17 protein-coding genes are annotated in these 18,927 nt (G+C 53.2%); 1 reads left to right on the top strand and 16 read right to left on the bottom strand.

Annotated elements, in window-relative coordinates; genetic code table 11:
* Position 1 precedes the first annotated feature (1 nt).
* The 11 genes from GN107_RS01845 to GN107_RS01795 form a co-directional block, all read right to left on the bottom strand.
* Positions 2-637 (bottom strand): amino acid ABC transporter ATP-binding protein, encoded by a 636-nt coding sequence (locus GN107_RS01845; RefSeq protein ID WP_155285933.1) that lies wholly within the window; start codon positions 635-637, stop codon positions 2-4.
* Between the two features lie 12 nt (positions 638-649).
* Positions 650-1,306, bottom strand: coding sequence for an amino acid ABC transporter permease (locus tag GN107_RS01840; protein ID WP_155285934.1), 657 nt, complete (start codon positions 1,304-1,306; stop codon positions 650-652).
* A 670-nt stretch (positions 1,307-1,976) separates the two neighbouring features.
* Complete coding sequence (gene minD / locus GN107_RS01835) at positions 1,977-2,771, bottom strand: septum site-determining protein MinD (protein WP_155286277.1); 795 nt, start codon at positions 2,769-2,771, stop codon at positions 1,977-1,979.
* Positions 2,771-3,430, bottom strand: a complete 660-nt coding sequence (locus GN107_RS01830) for a septum site-determining protein MinC (RefSeq protein WP_155285935.1) — start codon at positions 3,428-3,430, stop codon at positions 2,771-2,773. The genes minD and GN107_RS01830 overlap by 1 nt, the downstream gene beginning before the upstream one ends.
* Before the next feature lie 18 nt (positions 3,431-3,448).
* Positions 3,449-3,976, bottom strand: coding sequence for a rod shape-determining protein MreD (mreD, locus tag GN107_RS01825; RefSeq protein WP_155285936.1), 528 nt, complete (start codon positions 3,974-3,976; stop codon positions 3,449-3,451).
* Position 3,977: 1 nt separating this feature from the next.
* Entirely contained in the window at positions 3,978-4,835 is an 858-nt protein-coding gene (gene mreC, locus GN107_RS01820; RefSeq protein ID WP_155285937.1) for a rod shape-determining protein MreC, read from the bottom strand.
* Positions 4,836-4,969: 134 nt separating this feature from the next.
* A complete protein-coding gene (locus tag GN107_RS01815) occupies positions 4,970-5,971 on the bottom strand; it encodes a rod shape-determining protein (protein ID WP_155285938.1) in 1,002 nt (333 codons plus the stop codon).
* Between the two features lie 412 nt (positions 5,972-6,383).
* Entirely contained in the window at positions 6,384-7,037 is a 654-nt protein-coding gene (locus tag GN107_RS01810; RefSeq protein ID WP_155285939.1) for a JAB domain-containing protein, read from the bottom strand.
* A 79-nt stretch (positions 7,038-7,116) separates the two neighbouring features.
* Entirely contained in the window at positions 7,117-8,418 is a 1,302-nt protein-coding gene (locus tag GN107_RS01805; protein WP_230678523.1) for a bifunctional folylpolyglutamate synthase/dihydrofolate synthase, read from the bottom strand.
* A gap of 257 nt (positions 8,419-8,675) precedes the next feature.
* Positions 8,676-11,333, bottom strand: a complete 2,658-nt coding sequence (locus GN107_RS01800) for a valine--tRNA ligase (protein WP_196246200.1) — start codon at positions 11,331-11,333, stop codon at positions 8,676-8,678.
* 310 nt (positions 11,334-11,643) lie between these two features.
* On the bottom strand, positions 11,644-12,774 hold the full coding sequence (locus GN107_RS01795) for a GGDEF domain-containing protein (RefSeq protein WP_155285942.1): 1,131 nt from the start codon (positions 12,772-12,774) through the stop codon (positions 11,644-11,646).
* A gap of 168 nt (positions 12,775-12,942) precedes the next feature.
* On the opposite strand from GN107_RS01795, the gene GN107_RS01790 reads away from it, so the two are divergent.
* Positions 12,943-14,577 carry a peptide ABC transporter substrate-binding protein gene (locus tag GN107_RS01790; RefSeq protein WP_155285943.1) on the top strand — a complete coding sequence of 545 codons (1,635 nt, stop codon included), beginning with the start codon at positions 12,943-12,945 and terminating at the stop codon, positions 14,575-14,577.
* 142 nt (positions 14,578-14,719) lie between these two features.
* On the opposite strand, the gene GN107_RS01785 is transcribed toward GN107_RS01790, so the two are convergent.
* The 5 genes from GN107_RS01785 to thiI form a co-directional block, all read right to left on the bottom strand.
* Positions 14,720-15,481: an ABC transporter permease gene (locus GN107_RS01785; protein ID WP_155285944.1), complete on the bottom strand. Its 762-nt coding sequence runs from the start codon at positions 15,479-15,481 to the stop codon at positions 14,720-14,722.
* The gene (locus GN107_RS01780; RefSeq protein ID WP_155285945.1) at positions 15,471-16,124 is read right to left on the bottom strand and encodes an ABC transporter ATP-binding protein; all 654 of its coding nucleotides are present in this window, start codon (positions 16,122-16,124) and stop codon (positions 15,471-15,473) included. Before GN107_RS01780 ends, GN107_RS01785 begins: the two co-directional genes overlap by 11 nt.
* Positions 16,125-16,291: 167 nt before the next feature.
* A complete protein-coding gene (locus GN107_RS01775) occupies positions 16,292-16,528 on the bottom strand; it encodes a hypothetical protein (RefSeq protein ID WP_155285946.1) in 237 nt (78 codons plus the stop codon).
* 166 nt (positions 16,529-16,694) lie between these two features.
* Positions 16,695-17,210: a hypothetical protein gene (locus GN107_RS01770; RefSeq protein WP_155285947.1), complete on the bottom strand. Its 516-nt coding sequence runs from the start codon at positions 17,208-17,210 to the stop codon at positions 16,695-16,697.
* A 499-nt stretch (positions 17,211-17,709) separates the two neighbouring features.
* Positions 17,710-18,927, bottom strand: coding sequence for a tRNA uracil 4-sulfurtransferase ThiI (thiI, locus tag GN107_RS01765; RefSeq protein ID WP_155285948.1), 1,218 nt, complete (start codon positions 18,925-18,927; stop codon positions 17,710-17,712).

The following is an 18,927-nucleotide window of genomic DNA, read 5'->3' as shown; positions in this document are numbered from 1 at the left end:
ACTAGCCCTTCTTTCCGTTCGGCATGGTGAAGACAGTGTCGGCAACTTTTGCGGCAAAATCCATATCGTGCGTAACCACGACCTGGGTCATGCCCCCATCCCGAAACTGATTGAGCATAGCGGCAACGTTATCCCGCAGCGCTGGGTCCAGAGCACTAGTTGGTTCATCGTAAAGCAGGACCTGGGGATCGAGTGCCAAAGCCCGCGCAATGGCCACCCGCTGCTTTTGGCCACCAGACAAGGTGAAAGGAAATGCATCTGCTTGGTCAGTTAGAGACAAGCGGTCGAGTAATTCATCGGCGTGCTTATCAGCATCCGCCTGACTCTTGCCATGCAGAGTTGGTGCAAGTGTGATGTTCCGGCGAACCGTGTACTGCGGGAAGAGCCCGAAGTTCTGGAACACCACGCCCAAGACGCCCTTTTCGCGTAATGCAGCTGGTGTGGTTGCTGTACCGTCCCAGCTGATGGTGCCGGCGTCGGCGGTTTCAAGACCAGAGATGATCCGGAGTAGGGTCGTTTTACCGACCCCGGAAGGACCGACGATGGCCAGCGTTTTGCCGTCCGCTACGGTTAGGTCCAGATTCTGCAGAATTGCCGTGCCGTTAAACTGTTTATTAATTCCCTTTAATTCCAACATAATCATTACCTCCTAGCGGTAAAACGCGAATTTCTTTTCCATCTGCTTCTGCACGACCGTCAGGATGAAGATCATGAGCAGGTAGATGATCCCGACGAGCACCAGTGGGACCAAGGTGACGTCCCGTGCGGTCGCAATATTGCCGGCCCGCAGCAGGTCGCCCAGCCCGATGACGTAAACCAGTGAGCTATCCTTGATCAGGTTGATGACTTCATTTCCGATACTTGGGAGGACGATTTTGACAACCTGCGGGATGATGATGTAACGCAATGTCTGCCAGCGGGTGAGGTTCAAGACGGTCGCAGATTCGAACTGGTCGCGGCTAACGGCGGCAAAACCACCCCGGAAGATTTCAGCGAAGTAAGCCGCGTAATTCAGCACGAAGGTGAAGATGACGGCTGACTGGCGATCAAACACGACGCCAATTGTTGGCAGCCCGTAGAAGACGAAAATCAGTTGCAGCAGTAGTGGCGTGCCCCGGAAAACCCAGGTGTAGATGTTCAGCAGCCAGCGGATTACGAGCGTAATTACATTTTTCGAGCTGGTGCTCAGGCCTAGTGATAGCACGATGCCCAGCGGAATTGAGATAACCAAGGTCAGTGCAAATACCCAGATGGTCGTCCAAGCACCACTCATCAGTGCCGGTAGAATTTGAAATACATAATTCATGTTTGTATCCTCCTCATGATTAAAAATATTGATTGCAGGTTAGTAAGTGTCTTCGGTTCGGTGGGTTACTTATGGCAGCTTCGTAGTCGAGCTGCACTGGGCAGAAGCTTGCGCTTAACCTGCTCCGGAATAAATGCTTAAACCCAAGCATTTCTCCCGGAGCCTGTTAATGCTCAGCTTCAAACCGTCTTGCTGTGCTCTGTACACAAAAAGCGCCCTCCATAGAGATTCATCTCCACAGAGGGCGCCTGCGCGCTGTTCCACCTCATGTTCGTCAGCCGCTCACACGACTGACCTCACATGCTTGCAGAACCTTCGTTGTGTACAAAAAAAGCCCCTTACGACCTGGGTCGTAAGAGGGCGGAATGACCGCGGTGCCACCTCTTGTACACGCTGAAGTCACCTTCAACGCCTCAACTGCTTGTTCTGCAAGCAAGGGCTGTAACGGGCCAAACCGAAAACACCTACTCATTTCAGTGTTCCGCTCACGGATGTGAGGACTAACGGTGGTCATTCGCTCCCAGCAACGCGAACTCTCTGTGGACCAAGCCGCTAACCCAATTCCGATCAACGATTTCTGATTTCTGATAATGGTTTTAACTTACACTGTCTGTTTCTAATTGTCAACTCATTTTGAAAATAAAATGAACATTTTCAATTGGCGTGATCCTCAATCGCGGTGGAACAAGCGGGACCAGAAACCCCGTTTGTGCGTCTGTACCGGTGCGAGCGGCACGGTTTCACCGAGTAAGCGCCGCGCAACATCCCGATAGCCGCGGCTCGCAGCGTTATCTGGATCCATCACGATGGTCTGCCCATTGTTCGATGTCGCAATAACGTTGTCGTCATCCGTAATCGTCCCGAGCAGGTCAATGCCCAGGTGCTTGGTGATTTCGTCGATATCCATGGACGAACCATCTTCCATCATGTGCGGGCGAATCCGGTTGATAATGAGCCGCGGCTTGAGTGACATCGGGTGCTGTTCAAGCAAGCCAACAACACGGTCCGCATCACTAACGGCGGAAATCTCAGGGGTGGTGATGACAATTGCCCCATCAGCACCGGCAATCGAATTCCGAAATCCCTGCTCAATGCCGGCTGGTGAGTCCAGAATGATGAAGTCAAAATCAGGCTTCAATTCCGCAACCACTGCAGCCACCTGCTCCGGCGTGAGCGCATCCTTATCGGCATTCTGCGGGGCCGGTAGCAAGTAAAGCAGGTCATCGAAACGTTTGTCCTTGATCAATGCTTGCTGCAGACGGGCCCGCCCGTTTGCAACGTCAACAATATCGTAAATGATCCGGTTGGACAGTCCTAAAACAGCATCCAGGTTGCGCAACCCGATGTCGAGGTCGAGCAATACAACGCGCTTACCATTGAGTGCAAGCGCGGTCCCGATATTAGCACTGGAAGTGGTCTTGCCAACGCCACCCTTACCTGATGTCACAACTAAGGCTGTTCCCATCATGATTCCTCCATCTTTTTAAAGATTTGGGGGCGCAATGTAGCCAGGTCCCCCAGGTCGGCATGCACTAACATGTGCTCGTCGCTCATGTAGCAAAGATTGCCGGCGGTTTTGTCCTCGTCCTCAACAACCTCCACAGCATCCGCAATCCGAATCTGGGCTAGGTCGCTGATCCGCCCTGCCGCGACCGCGAGACTGTTATCCGGATAGCCCGCGTGAACCACACCGCCCTCTGCTGTTCCGAGCACAAACACTGAGCCGCTAGCGCGAATCACGCCGTTCGCATGCAAAACGCCGGTGAAAACTAAGTCGCCGTTGACGGCAAGCACTTGTCCCGAGCGGATCACCCCGCCGGCAAAATTGGTTCGCGCTTGCCGCACGCGCGTCTGGACGGTTTCTGCATCCACAACATCGCTATGTAATAAGCGCGTCGAAAAACGCGGGTATTTTGCAAAAACGGCGTCAACTGCGTGTTTCTGGGCAGCAGTTAACAACCGGCGCCCGGTTTCAATTACAAAATTGACGTCGCCACTTGGCGTATCCTTATACAAGTGCCCCAGTAGCGCATCCAGTTTCGTCAAAATATCGCTGAATGCCGCAGAATCCGTCAGCTGCAGTTCAAAACCATCAGCTCTACCCTTTAGAATTACAGCGTCCATAAACACACCCCTGTCAGTTTAGTCTCGTGTTAATTTTACCAGTAATCGCGAGCAAGGATAGTAGAGAATCGCAAACAAAACCATATTAAGTGTCAGTCCAGGGGCTAAATGCTGGGTAATCACGTCCAGCAAACCGATATGGGTGGCGTTCAGCACCATTGCGACCGCATAATCAAGAAACATCCGCGCGGTTTGGGCAATGATGAAGACGGCGAGCACGAATGGCCAGGTCCGGGGTACATACGGACGGCTTTTTGCGACCACATAAGTAATCAGGGGGAAAATCATCGTGTAAATACCGATCAGCCCGCTGAAATACATGTCAAAAATAAACCCAAAAACGACCGCCCAAATGATCAGCCAAGACTCACGCGGCACAAATAACGCAATCAGAACGAGTGCAAAAAGCGTGATCTGCGGAACTGCGGTGCCCTGCGGTTTCATTGTCCAATTGCTAAGGATGTGCGTCACGCCACCATCAAGCATCATGGCAACCAGCAGGTACACAAACGCGACCCAATGCTTTGTAAATGGCTTATCGTTCATGTTATTCACCCCTGACAGTACGCCGAATCACAGTGACAACGGAAACGTCGTCAAGGTTACCAGCAGGCTTAAGGTAAATTGTGTTTGCGAGCCCGTAGTCATCCTTCTTGATGGACTCAACCGTGCCGATCAGCAAGCCCTTTGGTGTGCGGCCCCCGAGACCGGAAGTGTAAACTTTGGTCCCCTTAGGCACATTGGTGTCGGTCGTCATCTGCCCCATCACGAGGTCACCAGAAGCGGTCTTGTAACCGGTAATGACCCCGTTAATAGCCTTATTCTTAACCGTTACCTGCGCGGCAAAGCGGTTGGCCGCACTGTTGTCGGTACTAATCAGTTCGACTTTGGAGTTGGTCTGGTTGACCTCGATCACCCGGCCAATAACGCCGGCATCAGACATTACCGGCATGTTCTTCTTGATTCCAGAAACAGACCCCTTGTCGATAACCAGCACGTTGCGCCAGTCTGAAGGTGCGCGGGACTTCACGGCAGCAGTGATCCCATCGTAGTCAGTCAGGGTCGCGTTCAGCTTGAGCTCTTGCTTGAGTTGCTTGTTCTCGGTCTTGAGCGTTTGGTTCTGTACCTTTGTTTGGGCCAGATCATCGAGTTTGCTCTTGAGCCGAGCGTTTTCGGAGTAGGTGTTAAACAGATTAGCAACGTCATCCAGACCATTGTTGACGGCGTTCGCTGGGCCGTCAACCACCCCGGAAGCGAGTCCAACAGCATCGTTGCCAATCTGCTGGATCAGAGGTGGGGTGTTGCGCTTGTCGCGCACGTTAATTGAGACCGCAATCAAACCCACACACGCCAGAAAGGAGACCATCAAAACGATGAGGCGTTTATTTGAGAAAAACTTCTGCATTATTTCCTCCTAAACGAAACGGATTAATGCACCCGTTCGATTACCATCCAGAATTAGGCTCACTTGACCGCAAGGCGGTCCCGCGGCGTCAAAACAAACAGGGAGCCGGAACAAACGTCCCGACCCCCCACTGCTTAGTGCTTCTTCATGACGTCGATACTTTTAAGTGATTCACCTGTTCCGATAGCAACACAATCGAGCGGATCTTGCGCGATAAATACTGGCACCTTAGTGGAGTCACTAATTACCCCGTCGAGACTCTTCAGCATTGCCCCACCACCAGTGAGAACAATCCCGTGGTCGATAACATCGGCCGCGATTTCTGGAGAGGTTTCCTCAAGGGTCTCCTTGATGGCGTCAATAATGGCGTCAACAATTTCTTTAATCGCTGCGGCAACATCCGAAGCAGTAATGTCAACGGTATGCGGCAAGCCAGACAAGAGGTCACGGCCCCGAATCGTCATGCCATCAAGCTTCTTAGCCTCTTCTTCAGAAGCGGAGCCAATGGTCATTTTGATTTCTTCAGCAGTCCGCTCACCAATGAGCAGATTGTAGTGCTGGCGAATGTAGGTCACGATGGATTCGTCAATTTTGTCACCAGCCATCCGGATGGACCGGCTGGAAACAATGCCCCCCAGAGAAATCGTTGCAACGTCAGTAGTCCCACCACCAATGTCAACAACCATGCTGCCGGTTGGATCCATAACTGGTAAGCCTGCACCAATTGCCGCTGCGTATGGTTCTTCGATAACGTAAGCCTCGCGGGCCCCAGCAACCTTCGCTGCGTCGATTACCGCGCGCTTTTCAACTTCGGTCACACCACTTGGCACGCAGACCATCACGTAAGGGTGACTGCCACTGCCAAGAGCCTTTTCCATGAAGTACTTAAGCATTGCTGTTGTTGTGTCGTAGTCAGCAATTACCCCATCCTTCATGGGCCGAATCGCGGTAATCGAAACAGGCGTGCGCCCGATCATGTCGCGTGCTTCCGCGCCAACAGCGATGATTTCGCCGGTCTGCGTGTTCTTCGCAACGACTGATGGTTCCCGTAAAACGATACCTTTACCTTCAACATAGACCAGCGTATTCGCGGTCCCGAGATCAATTCCGATGTTTTTTGCGCCTAATCCAAACAAGCTGTTCTCTCCTTAATGGTCACTGCGATATATGTTTATGAACTACCCGGTCTAAACTCAACCAGGTTTCTGGAAACACCGGCGCCGTCTTCACGACAGTCCGTGAATGCAACGGGCGGGTGCTCGACCACGGCGCGTTCGGCGCCTTGATAATTACCACGTGCCAGTTTAGTTACCACTGTCAAACACATTGTACCCGCGAATGCAGGTCCGAGCAATTCAGCACACTACTACATATAACGTGCGTCATCACTTTGTTTCAAAAATGAGTATATCATAAAGCGGCACCAATTTGCGGAAAGCGGCTGAATCCACCTTTATAAGCTTCCATTAAGTCCTTAAGTCATTTGGAGAGGTCCAGGTCCGTACTTGCACGTTAGCCGCGCACTTGCCTAATCAGTTAGCACTAAGCCTAAATCAAACCTGACTCCCGAAAAGACATGTAGTCCTCCTTACCCACAATAATGTGATCAATGAGTTCAACGCCCATCAAGTGCCCCGTCATGCTGAGACGTTCGGTAACGTCCTCATCATGACTACTGGGGGCAACATCCCCACTCGGATGATTGTGGGCCAAAATAAAGCGGCTCGCGCCGACAACGAGTGCCCGCCGCATAATCAGCCGTTGATCACTCATGCTGGCCTCCATGCTACCAGCCGACTGCGTTTCTTCGTAGATGATCTGGTTTTTGATGTCCAGGTAGTAGACGAGCAACTGCTCCTGGTGTAAGCCCGCGAAACGGCGGACTAGCTGTTTCCCCAGCTCATCCGAACTGTACACCTGCCCCCGCACGACGGTAGCCCGGCGCAGGGCCTGGTCCGCAAAAGCCAATGCCGCAACAATCAGCTCGGCCCGCAGCTTCCCCACTCCGGGTAGTGCGGCGACAGCCTCCATGTCCGCCAGACACAGGCCATCTAGATCCGGAAAGCTGAGCGCCAAGCTGCGCATCGCGGCGGCTGAGCCCAAGCCGCCGACCCGCAGCAGTTCTCCCAACGTGTCTGTGGCTGAGTCGGTCCCCGCCACCGCTTCCCAGTTGTGAAGCACATTTTTCTGATCATTCGCCAATTAAAACACCCCTTTCGCTAGAGAATTCGCGAAGGGGGTGCGATTGCAAGGTCGATTAAATTATTTTGTGCGGTCAATACTACTCAGCGGCGAATAACTCCTGGCGAACGGCTGATGCGAGGTACAGTGACCCCAAAATGAGCGTTAAGCCCTGGGGGTGCTCGCGAATGGAATCTGCGAGCGCGTCATGCCAATCACAAAAGCGCCACTGCGGATCGGCGCCAGCTGCCCGGTAGTCAGCCTCGGTCGCCGCGCGCGGGTTGTCTGGCACCTGCACTAAGAAGACCTCAGCGCCCGTCGCCGCAATTGACTTAAGCATCTTGTCCATCGCCTTGTCGGCCAAAATGCCGACGATCAGGGTCACGTGCTCGTAGTCAAAATTACGAATGCTGGCCAGCGCGTGGCTGACCCCATCCGGATTGTGGGCACCGTCTAGCACGATCAGCGGTTCACTGGAGACCCGCTCCATGCGCACCGGCCAGTGGCTAGCCGCCAGACCGTGCCGAATATCGGCAGCAGTGAGCGGCAAGTCCTGCTTAGCAGCGTAGAGCTTGGCGGCCTTGATCGCCACTGCCGCATTTTGCACCTGGTAAGAGCCCAGTAGCGGGAATTCGAGGCTGGTCAGCTTGCCACCCTCGTCCTGATAAGTGAACTTCTCACCGAACAGTTTAGCGTCGGCGTGGCCCTTGGCGCTGAATTCCTCCCCGAAGCGGTAAAGGGGACTGCCGCATTCCTGAACGCGGGCCGCGACCACTGTGGCCGCCTCAGCTGGTAACTTGCCGGTCACAGCCGGAACGCCGGGTTTAATGATTCCCGACTTCTCCGTTGCAATCGCAGTCAGAGTATTGCCCAGTTGCGCCATGTGGTCCATGGCCACATTACTGATGACCGCAACGTCAGGGGTAATCACGTTAGTTGAGTCGTGCGTTCCCCCAATACCGACTTCAATCACCGCAACATCAACGGGGGCTTGCGCAAAAATCACAAATCCCATGCAAGTCACGAATTCGAACTCCTTCAGGAATAAACCAGGATGGTCGCCTTGCAGCTGCTCGATCGCGGTCGCAACCGTTCCGGCAGCGCGCCGGATGACCTCGTCAGACACCGGCTGATTATCGATTTGAATCCGTTCGTTAAAGCGCATGATGAACGGTGAGGTGTATAAACCAACCGTGCACCCTGCGCGGAGCAACATGTGAGCAATTGCATTACTCGTGGAGCCCTTTCCGTTGGTCCCGGTCACGTGAATAAAGTGCCCCTGCTGTTCCGGATGTCCCAGTTGCTTGAGCACCAGCTTCTCTTCGTCCCGGGAGTTGCTGCGCTTAAACCGCGGCAAGCCGTGGACGTGGCTCAGGGCCGCGGCATACGATGCAAATTCCAAAATCATTCCTCCCCAATCAAGCGACCGCAACGGCGCCAAACCGTGCGGCATTATTGAAGCCAATGATAGCACAAGCCCCCGCGTGTACAAAAAAAGTTGACCTGTGGGAGACAAGTCAACTTTTTTAGCAATCGTCCAGCAAGCGCACCTAGTGGGAGTCCAAGTGTACTAGCTTTCCTATATGCCCTAATTATACACACTTTTGCGAAGGGCGCTAGCAATTGCTCAGATAATTTTTACATAATTTTACCAGCAGCTTAACGTGCGGCTTCGAGCTCTTTGATCCGATCCTGAGCGGCGGCCTGTTTGGTCTCAAAGTCAGCCTTCTTCTGGCGCTGTTCATCGATGACAGCGGCTGGTGCTTTGCCCATGAAGCCAGGGTTACCCAGCTTCTTGTCAATGCGCGCGATTTCCTTGTCCAGCTTGTCACTAGTCTTCTTGAGCTTGGCGATTTCGGCGTCGAAGTCGATCAGTTCAGCCAGCGGTACGTAGACAGTCGCCCCAGTGATAACGGCGGATGCGGCGGTCTTGGCTTCCGGAATGTCAGCGCCGGCGTCAACGATCTTGAGGCTGGCGGTGTTCAGGAAGCGGTCGAGGATGGCGCGGTTAGCCGTGAACGCAGCCTTCAAGCTGTCATCATTCAACGCAATAACAACGTGAATTGGTGTGCTCAGCGGTGCATTGGCATCGTTACGAATCCCACGGACGGCCCGGATGAGCTCAATCACGCGGCCCATTTCGGTAACAGCCGCATCATTTGTGAATTCGGCGTGGACCTCTGGGTACTTAGCAGTAACGATTGAATCGCCATCATGCGGCATCGTGAGCCAAAGCTTTTCGGTAACAAATGGCATGATTGGGTGCAGCAAACGCAGAATCTGGTCGAGAACGTAAGCCAAATTGACTCGCTTAGCAGCCTTCTTGGTCTCATCGTCACCGGTAAGAGTTTCCTTACTCATTTCGATGTACCAGTCCGCAAACTCGCCCCAGATGAAGTTGTAAAGGTCACGGGCAGCTTCCCCGAATTCAAACTTGTCGAACTTAGCGGTAACACTAGCAACCGTCTTGTTGAGCTCTGCAAAGATCCACTTGTCAGCAAGGTCGAAGCTGGCAACGTCAGGCTGCTGGTCAGCCTTAGTGTCACCCAGGTTCATCATCACGTAGCGGGAAACGTTCCAGATCTTGTTAATGAAGTTCCAGGCAGCGTCAAGCTGCGTGTAGCTGAAGCGGGCGTCCTGACCAGGAGTAGTCCCGGTTGCGAGGAACCAGCGCAATGCATCGGTCCCGTACTTGTCGATGATATCGATCGGGTCGATCCCGTTGCCCAAGGATTTACTCATCTTGCGGCCCTGTTCGTCACGCATCAGCCCGTGGATCAGGGTGTGCTCAAACGGGCGCTTGCCGGTGAAGTGCAGGCCTTGGAACATCATCCGGGCAACCCAGAATGGGATGATGTCGTAACCAGTTACCAACGTATTGGTTGGGTAGTAGCGCTTGTAGTCAGCTGCGTCTTCATCAGGCCAGCCAAGCGTGGAGAATGGCCACAGGGCGGAACTGAACCAGGTGTCCAGAACGTCAGGGTCCTGTTCCCAGTTTTCCGCGTCCTTAGGTGCTTCCATGCCAACGTACATCTCACCAGTCTGCTTGTTGTACCAAGCAGGAATCTGGTGGCCCCACCAGAGCTGGCGGGAGATAACCCAGTCATGAATGTTCTCCATCCAGTTGGTGAGCGTGTGTTCGAAGCGCGGTGGCACAAAATCAACCTTGTTCTCGGTCTTCTGGTTGTCCAAAAGTTCCTTGGCGAGTGGCTTCATCTTGACGAACCACTGCGTTGACAGGCGGGCTTCAACCTGCACACCGGTTCGTTCGGAGTGGCCAACGGAGTGGACGATCGGCTGAATCTGGATCAAATCACCAGAAGCCTGCAGGTCCTTGACCAAAGCTTCACGGCATTCGAAGCGGTCCATGCCCTTGTACTTGCCGGCGACTTCGTTCATGGTGCCATCGTCGTTCATGCAGTTGATGCGTTCGAGATCGTGACGCAGGCCAACCTGGAAGTCATTAGGGTCGTGGGCTGGCGTAATCTTAACGGCACCAGTCCCGAAGTCCATGTCCGCGTGTTCATCGGCGATGATCGGAATCGCGCGGCCAACGATTGGCACGATAACCTTCTTGCCGATCAGGTCCTTGTAACGGGGATCCTTGCCGTTAACAGCAACGGCAGTATCACCAAACATGGTTTCTGGCCGGGTGGTGGCGATGCGGATCCCGCCCTCGGTACCGTCAGCAAACTTGTAGATCATGTGGTAGAAGGCACCCTTGTCGTCCTTGTGGATAACTTCGATATCTGACAGCGCGGTCCGGGCTTGTGGGTCCCAGTTAACGATGTACTCACCGCGGTAGATCAAGCCTTCGTTGTAAAGCTGCACGAAGACCTTGCGCACAGCCTTGGAGAGCCCAGCATCAAGTGTGAAGCGTTCGCGACTGTAATCGAGGGAGAGGCCCATTTTGCCCCACTGGTTGCGGATGATCTTACTGAATTCATCCTTCCATTCCCAGACCTTCTTGACGAACTCCTCGCGGCCGAGGTCGTAACGAGTAATGCCCTGTTCGCGCAACTTGGCTTCAACTTTAGCTTGGGTTGCGATGCCGGCGTGGTCCATTCCTGGCAGGTAGAGGGTGTCAAAACCCTGCATCCGCTTCTGGCGAATGATCATGTCCTGAAGCGTGGTGTCCCAGGCGTGGCCCATGTGCAGCTTACCGGTGACGTTTGGCGGTGGGATCACAATCGTATATGGTTTAGCCTTCTTGTCGCCACTTGGCTTGAAGACGCCTTGTTCGAGCCACTTATCGTAACGCCCAGCTTCAACCGCTAATGGGTCGTACTTTGGCGCTAATTCTTTTTCTGCAGTCATCAATTTCACCCCTATATGTTTTTGTGAACAAAAAAACTCGCCCTATATCAATAGGACGAGTTCACTCGCGGTGCCACCTAAATTGGGAGCAATGCCCCCCACTTAATACGGATAACGGCCGGAGCCGGTCACCCTTACTATTAGTTCAGGATGACACTCACAAGCTACAATCGATTGTCCCGGCGGAGTTCTCATCGTTCCCCCGTTGCTGTCGTTTCCGGCGCAATCGACCCTCTTGTTCAACGTGTTGGCACCAGTATAGCCGATGCCAGGCGACGGGTCAATCACCCGCGAAACAATTTTGCAGTGACTATGCGGACAGCACGTTAGTAGTGCGCACTTGGTCGCGACCATTGCGTTTGGCTTCATACAACTGGGCATCGGCGCGTTCGTAAACGTCCTCCAGACCTGTGTCGTTCTGGCAAAGCGACGTAATGCCCATCGACAAGGTCACCTTGATGGCGTGGCCTTCATAGACAAAATTCTGCTTGCGGATCATGGTCAGGATTTGCGCGGCGATTGGGGTGATTACCGACACTTCAGCATTTTCGAAAATGATGTTAAACTCCTCGCCCCCGGTCCGGTAAAAATCAAAGGAATACGGGCTGGTCTGCTCGAGCAGCTCGTTGACCTGCCGCGCGACTTCGCTTAAAACAAAATTTCCAGCCGCGTGCCCGAAATTATCATTCACGTGCTTAAAGAAGTCGATGTCAAACATTGCTAGCGTCAGCGGTTCACCCAGCCGCCGGGCAAGTTCGATCTGCGTAGTCATGTCCTCTTTGAACGCAAACAAACTACCGACGTGCGTCAGTGTGTCCTGATTGACCTGCTTGACGAGGCGTTTGTGCTCCAGATCCGTGATGCGCTCAGCGGACCAGTACATGAGCGTGAACACGTTCATCAAGCTGAACATCACAATTGCCATCCCGATCGTGACTAGGGTCAGCTGCGTCTGTGTCAGCCAGAACGCGCTAGCAGCCCAGATGGCAATGCCCATGTGCAAGAACCAACTGTTGCTAGCTTCGCGCCGCCAGTGCCAGGTGACAGCCTGCAACAAGAGCACACTGATCAGGGAAACCGCAAAGAACGGATCATGAACATTGCTGTTCAGGATCCAAAGCACAACGATCCCGCCAGTCCGGGCCCAGAATGACAGTGGCTGCACGTTCCGATCCATCAGCGGGATAAACAAGACGTAAAGCGCCCAGTTCTGGTAGGCACTGGCATTGACCGGGTTAAGATACTTAGCTAGTGCGCAGAAGCCAACCATCACGAACACGAAGAGGGTTAACGTCATTGACGCCCACATAGTGCCATTTTTGGTGTTAGCAAAATACACATTCCGCAGGGTGACGTCTGCACGGTTATAGATAACAACGAAGCCAGAGATGAAGAAGGTTGCAATCACTGTTTCAATGAACCAAATTCCCCAATTGAACATGTTTGCCCCCTACTGTCTGCAAATTTTGCCCAAATATGCTTGGCAATTAACTTAATTGTACGCATTAATAATAGCCGATGTATTACACTGTTCCTAGGTGCATTGACAAATTATTTTGAATACTAACACGAATCATCCAAAATGTCTTAAGAAACCTGGGGTTAAAGCATGAATCAAAAAATTATTGCTAGCGCAACGATCATCATTGGCATTGTTGCCACCACGGCTATCGGTCTAGCCATGCGGACTACCCCGCCTTCTAGCGCCGGGGTTAAGAATACGACACTGCGGTCCAGCGTTAGCGCGCCGATCGAGACCCTCGACAGTGACACTTACGGCTCGCTCGGTGCCAGTGACGTGATCAGCGCCACCAATGTTGGGTTGTACGCCCGTAACGCCAAGGGCAAGGTGGTGCCAGCCATCAGCGATGGGCATCCCCAAATCAGTGCAGACCACCTGCGCTACGTTTTCACCCTGCGGCCATTCAAGTGGAGTAATGGCAGTCCGGTCACCGCGGCTGATTTTGTGTACGCTTGGCGGCGACTGGCCAGTCCAGCAGTCAAAGCCCGCAACGCCAGCCGGATCGACATGATTGCCAATGGTTATGCAGTGCGGACTGGCAGCAAACCGCTCAGCGCGCTGGGAGTCAAGGCGCTGGGCAGGAGCAAACTGCAAGTGACACTCAGCACGGCCAATCCCTACGTCCGGGAACTACTGGCCCGCACCACAATGTTGCCCATCAACCACAATTTTGCCAGCAAGCTCGGAAACAAGTATGGTGATTCTTCGGCCCACACATTGTCTGACGGAGCCTTCGTCGTGCAAAACTGGACGGGGCCCAAGGATCAGCGGTGGACCTACCACCGCAATCCGCATTTTCCGTACCAAAAGCAGGTCCACCTGAAGTTGATCAACTTCAGGGTCATCACCGATCCAAAACAGGCGACCCAGCTTTACCGGCAGGGCAAAATTGATTACGTTGCCCTTGATCCGCAGCAACTGCAAAACTACACGGGCAACCGCAATCTGCACTACAGCACCAGTACCACTGCCGCCTATTTGTTCTTCAACACGACCTCTGGTGCGACCGCGAATGTCCACCTGCGCCGGGCAATCGCGACTGCATACGATAAACACCTGCTAGTCAAGGGCAGCCTGGGCGATGGCGCCAAAGCCCTCAATGGCCTCGTTCCGGCCGGCCTGGCCACTTCCCCGCAAGGAGTGGATTACCGCAAAGACACTGGGCAGCTGCTGCCGTACAACCCCAGGTATGCCAATGCGCAGTGGCAAATTGCCCGGCAGGAATTACACATCAGCCGCATCCACATTCCCCTGTTAATTGCCGATAACGATGTTGCCCAGTTGACCGCCACGTTCCTGAAGGGCCAAATTGAACACAATCTGCCCGGGATCACCGTCGACATCCAAAAGACTTCCCTCGCCCGGCGGATCACGCTGGAGGAACAAGGCAAGTTCAGCGTTGTCTTCTCCACCTGGACTCCGGCTGATGGTGATCCCTACAATGTCCTGACCTTCAATGAAAGTGGGAACCTGCAGAATGTCGCCGGCTTCAGTGACCGGCATTACGATGCGCTGTTGGACAGAATCACCACTAAGTATGGTCCGCAGCCGGTCGCCCGCTGGCACGCAATTCAGCAGGCCGAGCGCCTCGTCGCCACCCAGGACGTCCCCACTGCGGGTGTCTTCCAGGATGGCACGGGTTACTTGCTATCATCGCGGGTCAAGAACTTCCCCATCATGCCAAGTGGCAACGTTAATTACGCATACGCTAGTCTGTACTAAAGATAGCCTTTAACCAAATCGGCTAACCATCATGAGCGTGGACCCCAATGCGGTCAGCCCCTGAGCGTTAACAAAAACGAGGTCGCATCCCCCGAACTTGGGAGTGCGACCTCGTTTTAGACTAAGCGGCGCACCACTTGCACTAGCGCAACTGCAGGTCCGCATTGTAAAACTGTTTGTAGGCGGCGTAGCAGGCAATCACGCTGCCCAGACTCGTGGCCCCCAGCAGCATGAAGGTTACCATGATCTGGTACATGATGGCCTTGGTTGGATCAACGCCGGCAAAAATCAAACCGGACATCATCCCCGGCAAGCTGACCAAGCCGACCGTTTTAGCGGAATCAATTGTTGGTGACATGCCGGTGCGAATCGCCGCCCGCACGATCGAAATCGACGCCTGCTTCAAGTCCGCACCCAGCGCCAATTTCTCCAGCACGGCTTGCCGCTGATCATGGAAGCTTGAATTCATGGCGCGGTAACACAGGCCCGTTGCGACCATGACGTTGGAGGCAATCATCCCGGTAATTGGCACGACCTGACTCGGAATGAAGGCGATGGCGTGGGCAATGATCAACATGACCAGCGTCAGCAAGGTTGCAACGGAAATGGCGACCAGACTGATGACAAACGCGTGCGGAATGCCATTTGCGCGCCCGCGCGCATTGTAGGCAGCGTTGAAGATGATGATTGCCACCATCAACAGTGTCAACCACACCCGGTCCACCTTGATGATGTAAGTCAGCACGTAACCCACCACGGTCAGTTGAATGACGGCCCGCACGACGCCGATAATAATGTCTTTTTGCAGGCCAATGTGCTCTTTAAAGTTGATGATTAGTGCAATTAAGACTAGCAGTACCGCCAAGCCCAAAGCGGTCGGGCTCACAATCAGATTATTTTGCATGGTGCGCCTCCAATCTACCGGCAACAATGTCGACCAACGCGTCCGCAGCGGCAATTTCACCTTCATCGTGGGTAATCGCGATGATCGTCATTCCCTTAGCGTTCAAATCGCGAATGAGCCGGTGCACAATGTCCTTGGTATCACTGTCCAAACCGGTCGTCACCTCATCAAGGAGTAATACCCGCGGGCTGAACAGCAGGTTTCTGATTAAAGCAATCCGCTGTTTTTCACCACCAGAGAGGCTAGTGATTTTTTTGTTCAACATCGTCGCTGGCAGATCGACCCAGCCTAAAGCCTCTTTGGCCTTGTCTTCGTCAAAATCCTGCTTGCGAATTGCGAAGGGGAAGGCCAAGTTGTCGGCAACGGTCTCGCCAAACAAACTAGGCTGCTGGAAACAGTAGGAAACCTCGCGCCGGTATGTGACCTTGTCGTAATCGCCTTGCGGTTTGCCCGCATACTCGATCGTGCCGCTCGTTGGGGTCAATAAAGTCGCCAGCAGCCGGAGCAAGGTGCTCTTACCGGAACCAGACGGCCCAGTAATGGTCAGAAACTCACCAGTCTCGACCGTCAGATTAATCGCCTGCAGAATCGGTTGCTGCTCAGGGGCGTAGGCAACATCGTGCAAATCAAAAATGGTCGTCATGGTATCACTCCTTTTATTTAGTAAGTATAACTTTATGATAGCGTATTCAATCACAAAAGCCAAGCAAATAAGTGTGCTTACCAACTTTTTACACCTGTCGTGTTGCCGCACACAAAAATAACACGTGCCCTGAGCTTTAGTTTGGGCTCAGGACACGTGCTTGTGTGCTAAAGAGATAGGGCGATTACCCCGATGCCTGCAAAGACTAAGAAGATGGCCACGACGACTGCAGACCAGAGGGCATAGCCAATAAAAGAAGAAGTTTCTGGACCGCCTTCCGTTTGCAACCTGTGAACCATTTTTCTGACTTCAATAAACTCAAAAGCAGCAATAATGATCAGGACAACCCCTAGTACTATAAACCCAATGTGCATAATATTAAGTCCTTTCATACGTGCGCCCAATTAAGGACGCCTGCATTCTAAAACCTGTTGCAATTTGGATCAATTCTCAACCGCTGCGTTATCCAACTGGTGTTGCGGGATAACTTTTATCTTTGGCGGTTTTACCATGTAACGCAGCCTTTATTTTGTTGCCACGGCGTCAGCAATCCAGATTCTTTTCAGTGAGCTACGATTTCGCCGCGATTTGTCGCTTCAGGCAGTCGTTAATATCAGTCAGGTGGTCTGCAATCCACAGCGGGTCACTAACAGCAACTTGTTGCGCGATTAGGAAGTCGATAAATGGTCCCACAAACTTGAAGGTGGGCAAGGTGAGAAAGTACGAGACGTCATTTGTCTGGGTGATGATAATGACCGCATTGAAGTACTTATACGACATGGGCACAAGAGCAACACCGCCGCTCAGCTCAGCACCGTTTGCCGCAATTTGAACCGTCTTGACCTGGGCATATGGAATACTGAGCGATTCCCCCTTTGAGTCAGAGAGTGCAACCTCTGAAGTCCTAAAAGTGACGTCGATTGGCTGCACTTTTCGGTAAGTGCTGTCCCTAGGCAGTACTAATTTCCAAGAGTCTGGGTATTGATTTGAAGCAAACCGTAAATTTGTTGGCAGCAGGCTAAATCGGAGCCGGTCAACTAACGGTCGTTTAGAATCAATCTTGCCAGTTGGCATCTTAATCGTCATAGATGCATTACCTTCTTTCAACGAGTGAAAGCCACAGTGGGAAAAGTCCATGATGTTGCTGTTAAATATCATGGAAAGCCCTTACATTGAGGCTAATCTAATCCTTGTATACTACATTGTCAATGTTTTCTCTGATTATCTGGTCGCCTGCCTATCTGGTGTGATTCCACCGCAGTTCAGATCTAGGCTAGACAGAAAAAGTGGTTCCACACGATTTGGTTAAATCATGTGGAACCACTGAGATAGAGCTGTTTAGTTTTGGTAAGAGAAAAAATATTCTACGGTGCCGAGTCGAGCTGCGGCCCGCAGAAGCTTCCGCTTAACACACTCCGGTCCAAATGCCTAAAGCCCAGGCATTTTCTAGCTTACGGTGCCGAGTCGAGCTGCGCGGGACTGAAGCTTCCGCTTAACACACTCTGGTCCAAATGCCTAAAGCCCAGGCATTTTGCCCAGAGTCCGTTAATGCTCAGCTTCAAACCGTCCCGCTCCGCTCTGTGTTCTACAGCAATTCCGCAATGATATCTTCATCCTGCTTCATGAACTCGTCGCCAGGGCGAATTGATGTGATTTGCAAGCCGGCCATCGCTTCTGCCATCAAGCCTTCAACGTCGATTTTGGTCTCGTAGTAACGAGCCTTGTCGATCTTGGGCTGGGTCTTTGGTGACGGCGGTGCAAAAATCGTACAGCAGTCTTCAAATGGCATGATGGACAGCTCGTAAGTATCGATTTTCTCGGCTTCGGCGATGATTTCAACCTTGTCCATCGTTGCAACGGGGCGCACGATCGGCATTGTTGTAACATCGTTGATTGCCGCCATGGACGCCAGCGTCTGACTAGCAACCTGGCCGACTGACTCACCGTTGAAAATGGCCAGGTCGCCACGCTGCTTGGCGATGGCTTCCGTCAGCCGCAGCATGAGCCGCCGCTGCACGGTCATGAGGTAACCCTCTGGCACCTTCGCCTTGATTTCTTCCTGGATGTGGGCAAAAGGCACGGCAATAAAGTCGATGCGGCCCCCATAAGGCGTGAGCTTGGCGGTCAATTCCTTAGCCTTGTTCAGCGCGTTTTCGGAAGTGTATGGCGGGCTGAAGAAGTGGACCATCTCAATGTCCACGCCCCGCTTCAAAGCCAGGTAAGCCGCAACGGGTGAGTCAATACCACCGCTGAGCATCATCGCCGCGTGGCCGGCAGTGCCGACTGGCAGGCCGCCCGCACCGAGAATCGTCTCGGTGGACAGGTAGATGGCCTCGCGCCGCACTTCAACGCGCAGTGTGTACTCTGGCTGCTTCATTTTAACGACGAGGTCAGGCCGCTTGTCATCCAAGTAGTCCCCGACGGCCAGGTTCATGCCGTTGGTGTCGAGTTCAAAATCATGATCGGAACGCTTGGTCATGACCTTGTAGGTGCTCCCCTGCGGTACGGTCGCGTTCATCAGGTCGAGTACGGCCGGGTAGACCTTGTCCATGTCCTTAGCCACGGCCACACTCGGTGAGAATGACTGGATGCCGAAAACCATTTTGAGCCGGTCCATCACGGGCTGGGATGGCTGCCCATTCAGCTCAATGTGCAAGCGGTCGCGCTTCGGCCGGATGGTGAGCTCTGGGAAGTCATGCAGCGTCTTCGCGACGTTACCGTTCAGGCGCCCGATAAAGGCCTGACGGTTGCGGCCCTTGGTGGACAGTTCGCCGTAACGAACCATAATTTCAGAATATTCCAC

Source organism: Lacticaseibacillus zhaodongensis, from assembly GCF_009687905.1.
Taxonomy (GTDB): domain Bacteria; phylum Bacillota; class Bacilli; order Lactobacillales; family Lactobacillaceae; genus Lacticaseibacillus; species Lacticaseibacillus zhaodongensis.
This window is presented reverse-complemented; position numbering and strand designations above follow the sequence as displayed.

Bases quoted from the DNA above. Each gene is read 5' to 3' on its own strand.
- mreD (WP_155285936.1), bottom strand. From the start codon at position 3,976: ATGAACGATAAGCCATTTACAAAGCATTGGGTCGCGTTTGTGTACCTG.
- GN107_RS01790 (WP_155285943.1), top strand. From the start codon at position 12,943: ATGAATCAAAAAATTATTGCTAGCGCAACGATCATCATTGGCATTGTT.
- GN107_RS01770 (WP_155285947.1), bottom strand. From the start codon at position 17,210: ATGACGATTAAGATGCCAACTGGCAAGATTGATTCTAAACGACCGTTA.
- GN107_RS01845 (WP_155285933.1), bottom strand. From the start codon at position 637: ATGTTGGAATTAAAGGGAATTAATAAACAGTTTAACGGCACGGCAATT.
- GN107_RS01800 (WP_196246200.1), bottom strand. From the start codon at position 11,333: ATGACTGCAGAAAAAGAATTAGCGCCAAAGTACGACCCATTAGCGGTT.
- GN107_RS01785 (WP_155285944.1), bottom strand. From the start codon at position 15,481: ATGCAAAATAATCTGATTGTGAGCCCGACCGCTTTGGGCTTGGCGGTA.
- GN107_RS01795 (WP_155285942.1), bottom strand. From the start codon at position 12,774: ATGTTCAATTGGGGAATTTGGTTCATTGAAACAGTGATTGCAACCTTC.
- GN107_RS01830 (WP_155285935.1), bottom strand. From the start codon at position 3,430: ATGGACGCTGTAATTCTAAAGGGTAGAGCTGATGGTTTTGAACTGCAG.
- GN107_RS01780 (WP_155285945.1), bottom strand. From the start codon at position 16,124: ATGACGACCATTTTTGATTTGCACGATGTTGCCTACGCCCCTGAGCAG.
- mreC (WP_155285937.1), bottom strand. From the start codon at position 4,835: ATGCAGAAGTTTTTCTCAAATAAACGCCTCATCGTTTTGATGGTCTCC.
- minD (WP_155286277.1), bottom strand. From the start codon at position 2,771: ATGGGAACAGCCTTAGTTGTGACATCAGGTAAGGGTGGCGTTGGCAAG.
- GN107_RS01840 (WP_155285934.1), bottom strand. From the start codon at position 1,306: ATGAATTATGTATTTCAAATTCTACCGGCACTGATGAGTGGTGCTTGG.